The sequence below is a fragment of the Sphingomonas bacterium genome (assembly GCF_903642285.1).
GTDB lineage: Bacteria > Pseudomonadota > Alphaproteobacteria > Sphingomonadales > Sphingomonadaceae > Sphingomonas.
The window spans coordinates 1-6,544 of record NZ_CAHJWJ010000047.1; the positions used below are offsets into that span (position 1 = coordinate 1).

Annotated in this window: 8 protein-coding genes and 1 pseudogene; 5 read left to right on the forward strand and 4 right to left on the reverse strand. The window is 68.5% G+C overall.

The window, feature by feature from the left end:
- The 4 genes and pseudogenes from HUU99_RS15680 to HUU99_RS15125 all read right to left on the reverse strand — a co-directional run.
- A pseudogene (locus HUU99_RS15680) lies at positions 1-98 on the reverse strand (SDR family NAD(P)-dependent oxidoreductase); the annotation flags it as partial.
- A gap of 58 nt (positions 99-156) precedes the next feature.
- On the reverse strand, positions 157-378 hold the full coding sequence (locus tag HUU99_RS15425; RefSeq protein ID WP_217430842.1) for a PaaI family thioesterase: 222 nt from the start codon (positions 376-378) through the stop codon (positions 157-159).
- On the reverse strand, positions 330-605 hold the full coding sequence (locus HUU99_RS15430) for a PaaI family thioesterase (RefSeq protein ID WP_217430843.1): 276 nt from the start codon (positions 603-605) through the stop codon (positions 330-332). Before HUU99_RS15430 ends, HUU99_RS15425 begins: the two co-directional genes overlap by 49 nt.
- Complete coding sequence (locus HUU99_RS15125) at positions 602-1,732, reverse strand: HlyD family secretion protein (protein ID WP_174287400.1); 1,131 nt, start codon at positions 1,730-1,732, stop codon at positions 602-604. Before HUU99_RS15125 ends, HUU99_RS15430 begins: the two co-directional genes overlap by 4 nt.
- Positions 1,733-1,813: 81 nt before the next feature.
- Here HUU99_RS15125 and HUU99_RS15130 point away from each other — a divergent pair, with 81 nt between their 5' ends.
- From HUU99_RS15130 to HUU99_RS15150, 5 genes are all read left to right on the forward strand, one after another.
- A complete protein-coding gene (locus tag HUU99_RS15130; protein ID WP_174287401.1) occupies positions 1,814-3,433 on the forward strand; it encodes a DHA2 family efflux MFS transporter permease subunit in 1,620 nt (539 codons plus the stop codon).
- Positions 3,434-4,882, forward strand: a complete 1,449-nt coding sequence (locus HUU99_RS15135; protein ID WP_174287402.1) for an efflux transporter outer membrane subunit — start codon at positions 3,434-3,436, stop codon at positions 4,880-4,882.
- Positions 4,883-4,887: 5 nt separating this feature from the next.
- Positions 4,888-5,514: a TetR/AcrR family transcriptional regulator gene (locus tag HUU99_RS15140; protein ID WP_174287403.1), complete on the forward strand. Its 627-nt coding sequence runs from the start codon at positions 4,888-4,890 to the stop codon at positions 5,512-5,514.
- Between the two features lie 46 nt (positions 5,515-5,560).
- Positions 5,561-6,259 carry a carboxymuconolactone decarboxylase family protein gene (locus HUU99_RS15145; protein WP_174287404.1) on the forward strand — a complete coding sequence of 233 codons (699 nt, stop codon included), beginning with the start codon at positions 5,561-5,563 and terminating at the stop codon, positions 6,257-6,259.
- The coding region (locus tag HUU99_RS15150) for an SDR family NAD(P)-dependent oxidoreductase (RefSeq protein ID WP_174287405.1) at positions 6,252-6,544 on the forward strand (293 nt) is incomplete at its 3' end. The genes HUU99_RS15145 and HUU99_RS15150, both read left to right, overlap by 8 nt.

Sequence of the window (6,544 nt, forward strand, 5' to 3'; positions counted from 1 at the left end):
AGGTCGTGGCCGCGCCGCGCGAGCCGATCCGCATAGACCGCGCCGATGCCCGACGATGCGCCGGTGATGAGGGCCTTGCCCATGATGTCGTTGCCCATTAGATGCGTCCTTGTGTGCGGGGCAAAGCCCGCCGGTGGAAATCGTGCGACTGGCGGGTCAGCGCGGCAGGTCGAAAACGAGCAACGTCGATGTCGCCGTCGCGCAGAGACGGCCATCGCCGTCGTGGAGCGTCGCCTCGGCAAAGGCGACGCGGCGGCCTATCGTCACGACGCGGTCGACCGCGCGGACGCGGCCGCTCTTGTCGGACAGGCCGCGATGATAGGCGATCTTCAGTTCGAGCGTCGTATAGCCCTGGCCGATGCCGAGCTGCGAATGCACCGCGATCCGCAGGCACTGTCGAGCAAGGTCGCGGCATAGCCGCCATGCACCGACCCGATCGGGTTGTAGACGCTGTGATCGGGTTCGCCTTCGAACACGGCGCGGCCGCGCTCGAATTCGACGAGCGCGAAGTTCATCGTCTCGCCGATCGGCGGCTGCCGGCCCGTCGCCATCATCGCAGCGAGCTGGCCGAGGCCGTCGTGGGCGGTCGGGTGGTCGGCAGTCATGGGCGCTTCTTCTTTTCGTCCGCAAGCGTCACCCGCGCGGTGACCGACAAGCCGGGCCGCAGCCGATCGACGCCGGGCTGACCGGGGTCGAAACGGATACGGACGCCCACACGCTGCACGATCTTGGTGAAATTGCCCGTGCCCGGCTCGAACGGCAGCAGCGCGAAGCTGGAGCCCGATCCCGGCGCGACGCTGTCGACCGTGCCGCGCAATTCGGCGCCCGGCAGCGCGTCGGCATCGATCGTCGCGTGCTGGCCCGGCAGCATCCGCGCGGTCTGCGTCTCCTTGAAGTTCGCGGTGACGTAGAGCGCGTGGAGCGGCACCAGGGTCAACAGCCGCGTGCCGGGCTGGACATAGTCGCCGGTGCGGACCTGGCGGTTGCCGACGACGCCGTCGATCGGCGCGAGGATCGTGGCATGGCGCCGATCCTGGCGCGCGAGGTCGAGCGCGGCCTGCGCCTGTCCGATCTTCGCCTGCGCGGTGGCGAGCGCAGCGTCCAGCCCTGGCCGCTTGGCGGCGGTAACGCCCGCGGTCTCGCGCGAGACCGCCAGCAATGCGCGGGCCCGTTCTGCATTCTGTTCGGCGGTCACCGCTGCGGCGCCGAAGCTGTCCGCCTCGCGCCGCGCGACCGCGCCGGTCGCCACTAGCGCGGCGTAGCGGCCGCGGTCCGCGACGGCGAGATCGGATTGCGCGCCGGCTGACCTGATCGCGGTGCCCGCGGCGGTGACCTGCGCGCCCGCCAGCCGCTCTTCCGCCGCCAGGCTGACGAGCGCCGCGCGCGCCGCCTGTACGCCGGCCTGCGCATCCGCCAGCGTCGATTGCGCCGACGCCACCTTCGCGTCGAACTCTTCCGCGTCGATCCGCACCAGCGGCTGGCCGGCGCGGACCGTCTGATTGTCGCGCACCGCGACCTCGGCGACGAGTCCGCGGACCTTGGGAGCGACCGAGGTCGCGTCCGCGCCGACATAGGCGTCGTCGGTCGTTTCCGACGTTGCCGGGGCGGTGATCCAGACCACGCCCGCGACCGCCACTGCGCTTGCTACCCCCGACGCCATCAGGGTACGCCGCGACGGCAACGGAAACCGCCGCCTGGGCGCGGTCGCCTGCATCGCCGGATCGCTCGTCATCGCATCCATTCCAACCCCCTTGCGGCCTTCGTATGACACCTATAATATTACCGTTGTCATACAACAAGGGGCGATAGGACGATGACGAGCGCGGCGATCGATGGGGGACGGGCGCTGCGGTGTACCGCCACGCCCGCGCCGAACCCGGCTGCGCTGCCGCTGGCGCGCAAGTATCTGATCTTCGCGATCCTCGCCTTTGGCCAGTTCATGGCGCTGCTCGACATCCAGATTGTCGCCGCATCGCTCAACGACGTGCAGGCCGGGCTCTCCGCCGGGCCCGACGAGATCAGCTGGGTCCAGACCGCCTATCTGATGGCGGAGCTGGTGATGATCCCGTTTTCGGCTTTCCTCGGCCAGGCGATGTCGACCAAATGGCTGTTCGCGCTGTCCGCCGGACTGTTCGCGCTGTCGAGCGTCGCCTGCGGGCTCGCGTGGAACATCGAATCGATGATCGCCTTCCGTGCGCTCCAGGGGTTCGTCGGCGGCGCGATGGTGCCGACCGTCTTCGCGGTCGGCTTTACGATCTTCGAGGGCAAGCAGCGCGCGCTGATCCCCGCGATCCTCGGCATGGTCTCAGTACTAGCACCGACGATCGGACCGACCGTCGGCGGCATCATCACCGACGCGATCGGATGGCGCTGGATCTTCTTCATCAACGTGGCACCCGGCGCGCTCGTCACGATCCTGACGATCCTGCTGATCGACGTCGATCGCGCCGACCGGTCGATGTTCGCGCGGATCGACTGGTCGCACCTCGTCGCGATGGCGGTGGCGCTCGGCGGGCTGGAATATGTGCTGGAGGAGGGACCACGAAAGGACTGGTTCGGCGATCCGACGATCGTGATGGTCGCCTGGATCGCGACCGTCGCGTTTGCGTTGTTCGTCGAACGATCGATCTTCTCCAAGAATCCGATCGTGCGGGTCTCTCCGTTCCGCAACCGTACCTTCGCCTTCGCCTGCGTCTTCAACCTCGTCATCGGCTTCGGCATCTATGCCTCGACCTATCTGCTGCCGGTGTTTCTGGGGCGGGTGCGCGGCTATAATAGCCTCGAGATCGGGACGACGGTGTTCGTCGTCGGGATCAGCCAGCTGCTCAGCACGATCATCGCCGCCTGGTCGTCGAACCATGTCGACCGGCGCATCGTCATCGGCATCGGGCTGACCGGCTTCGCGTTCAGCCTGTGGCTGACGTCGCATGTCGCCTCGAACTGGGGATTCCGCGAGCTGCTGATCCCGCAGCTCGCCCGGGGCTTGTTCGTGATGCTGTGCATCGTGCCGAGCGTCGGGATGGCGCTGTCGGCGTTCCAGGGTCCCGAACTGCGCTCAGCCTCCGGGCTGTTCAACCTGATGCGCAACCTGGGCGGCGCGATCGGCATCGCGACGGTCAACACCTGGCTGAACGACGCGGCGCGGACGCAGGCGGCGCGGTTCGGCGAGGCGCTGGGTGCGTCGGGGCGCGGCGCGCAGGACTATATCGCCGCGACCGCCGCCCGGCTGGCCGCCTATACCCCCGATCCGGCGCAGGCGCTGCTGATGGCGCAGGCGTCGATCGGTCGCGCGATCGGTCGCGAGGCGCTGACGATCGCCTTCGATGAGGTGTTCCGGACGATGGCGGGGATGTTCGTCGTCGCACTGGTGATGGTGCCGTTCTGCCGCGTGCCGAAGGACGCACCGCCAATTTCCCCCGCGGAGTCGCACTAGATGCCCAAGATCCCGATCCTCCTCCTCGCTCCACTGGCTCTGGCCGGCTGCACGGTCGGCCCGAATTACGTGCGCCCCGACCCGGCGGTGGTGCCCGCCTTCCGCCACGCCGCCGCGATCGACCCGCGCGCCGCGGATGCGGACTGGTGGCGCGGCTTCGGCGATCCGCTGTTGGTGACGCTGGTCGACCGCGCGGTCGCTGGTAACACCGATCTGGCGCAGGCCCGCGCGCGGATCGACGAGTCGCGCGCCGCCGCGCGCGCGGCCCGCGCGGCGCTGCTGCCGGTCCTGGACGCGACTGGCTCTGCGACGACGGTGAGCCAGTCGCGAGACAGCGCGATCGGCCGCATCATGCAGGCGGTCGGCGGCCCGCGTGGCTACACCGAATATGCGGTCGGCACCCAGGCATCGTGGGAGATCGACCTGTTCGGTGGCCTGCGCCGCGGCCGCGAGGCAGTGCGCGACGATCTTGCCGCAACCGAGGCGAACGCGAGCGCGGTGGCCATCGCGGTCGCCGCGGAAACCGCCGACGCCTATCTGACACTGCGCGCGTTCCAAGCGCGCCTGGCGGTCGCTCGCGACCAGGAGAAGAACCAGGCTCTGCTCGACGACCTCGTCCGCCAGCGTGTCGATCAAGGCATCGCCGCGGATCGCGACCGCAATCGTACGATCGCGCAACTGGAGGGCGTGCGCGCCGCAATGGCGCCGCTGCGCGCGGGGATCGAGGCGCAGCTGAACCGTCTCGACGTGCTGGTCGGCGATCCGCCCGGCAGCAACCGCGCGCTGCTGGTCGATGCGCGCCCGGTCCCCGCCGCGCCGATGCCCGCGGGCAGCGCCGAGGCCGCCGACCTGATCCGCCGCCGCCCCGACATCGTCGCCTCTGAACGCCGTCTCGCCGCGAGCAGCGCGCGGATCGGCGTCGCGATCGCCGATTATTATCCCCGTCTGTCGCTGTCCGGGCTGTTCGGCGTCGCCAGCCTCGGCACCAGCAACCTCTTCACCGGCGGCGCGGTGCAGGCGTCGGGTGGTGCTGGCTTGCGCTGGCGGCTGTTCGATTTCGGCCGCGTCGATGCCGAGGTCGCGGGCGCACGTGGCCGCCAGGCGGAGGCGCTCGCGGCGTGGCGCGGATCGGTGCTGACCGCCGCCGAGGACGTGGAAACCGCGCTTGCACGATTGGAGGAGGCGCATGCGGAACGCGCCACCCTGGACCGTCAAGTCGCCGCGCTCGTCCGAGCCCGCACCCAGGCACAGGATGCCTATGCCGGCGGTGTGATCGGGCTGATTGACGTCACTGACGCGAACCGCGAACTGCTCGCCGCGTCGGATCGTCTCGCGGCGAACCGTGCCGAGGAATCACGCGCCGCGGTCGCCGCGTACCGTGCTCTCGGCGGCGGCTGGCAGGGCGCGCCGACGTCGGCTCCTGCATCAACCGCGACACACCACAGGTAGACGCAATGCGATACGACAGCGAACACAAGGCGCGCACCCGCGGCCGGGTCCTCACGGAAGCCGCAGCTGCATTGCGCGCGGACGGGCCCGACCGCTTCGGCGTTGCCGCAGTGATGAACCGCGCGGGCCTGACCCATGGCGGCTTCTACGCGCATTTCCGATCGCGGGATGAGCTGTTGACCGAAGCCGTGGGTCACATGTTCAAGGATCGCTACGACGCGTTCTTCGCGGATCTCGACACGGTCGATCCGCAAGCGGCGCTGCGCAGGCTGGTCGACTATTACCTCTCGATGCGCCACCGTGACGCGCGCGACCAGGGCTGTCCAATCCCGATCCTCTCGGGTGAGCTTCACCGTCTGCCCGACGCCGCGCGGGAGCGCTTCGTCCAGGCGGTCGACCGGCTGACCGGCGGGATTGCGACCCTGCTTGCGCGTGCAAGCACAGACGCGCCGCGGGCCCGAGCGGTATCGGCGGTTGCTGAGATGGTCGGCGCGATCGCAATTAGCCGGACGCTCGGAACGGCTGGCGCGGAAGAGTTGCTGGCCCACGCAGGAACCTCGGTCGGACGCAAACTCGGATTGGAGCCGTCAGCCTCTCACGTCCGGACGGAGGAACGATCAGCGCGGTTGTAAACAGGAGGGTTATTTGGTTGTCGATAATTGCCCGCTACTACCGCAGATGAAGCAGGTGACGATAAAAGGCCGCAAGCCGATCAGCTTCCTTACTGCGCCGATCACCTACACATTCACGTCCGCCACTCGTGCCGATACATATGACGTTGATGAATACCCCCAGCTGCGGCTTCACGTTCAATATGCCCTCAACTTCGGTGCGACGCCCGCCGAGCTGCGTGAGGTCGTCTATCTGACGCTGGTCACCGCGGGCGTGCCGAAGGCGCTCAACGTCGCGCCCGAAGTCAGGGCGGTGGTCGGCGATCTACCTCGGGACCAAGAGGCTGCGGCGGCGGAGCCGGCGGGTAGCCGACGTGCCCGCGGCGAGATGACGTTATCATCACTGAACGACGACGGAGCGACCGACCTCAGCGCTGACGCCATACTCGGACCGCTTGCTGCTGACTTCCCACTGCTCGTCGACGCCGCGCTTACCTTCGCGCTCGGCGACGTCTGGTCGCGAGACATCCTCGATCCGGTCGATCGCCAACTCGCCGCTGTCGCCGCCTTCGCTGCGATCGGCGCGGACGCGTGGCCTCAGATGCGGCGCCACGCGTCATACGCGCTCGCGCTCGGCGCTTCGGTCGAGGCGATCAAGGAAATCCTGGCGATCACCATCGTCAGCGCGGGCCTGCCAAAAGCGCTCAACGCCGCGGTCGAACTCCGCTCGATCCTGGCCAGCCAACACGGAGATTATGATGCCTGACAACATCCTAGTAACGGGCACCGGATCGGGCTTCGGCCTGCTGATGGTTCAGACGCTGCTCGGCAAGGGGCTCACGGTCTATGCCGGCATACGCGATCCTCACGGCAGGAACGCCGAGCGGGCGGCCAGCCTGCAGACGTTCGCTGAAGGCAGCAACGGCACCCTAGCGATCGTCGATCTTGATGTCCTGAAGGAGGCCGATTGCCGAGCTGCGGCCGATGCCATGATGGCGCGCGACGGGCGCATCGACGCAGTATTCCACAACGCTGGCCATCTCTACATCGG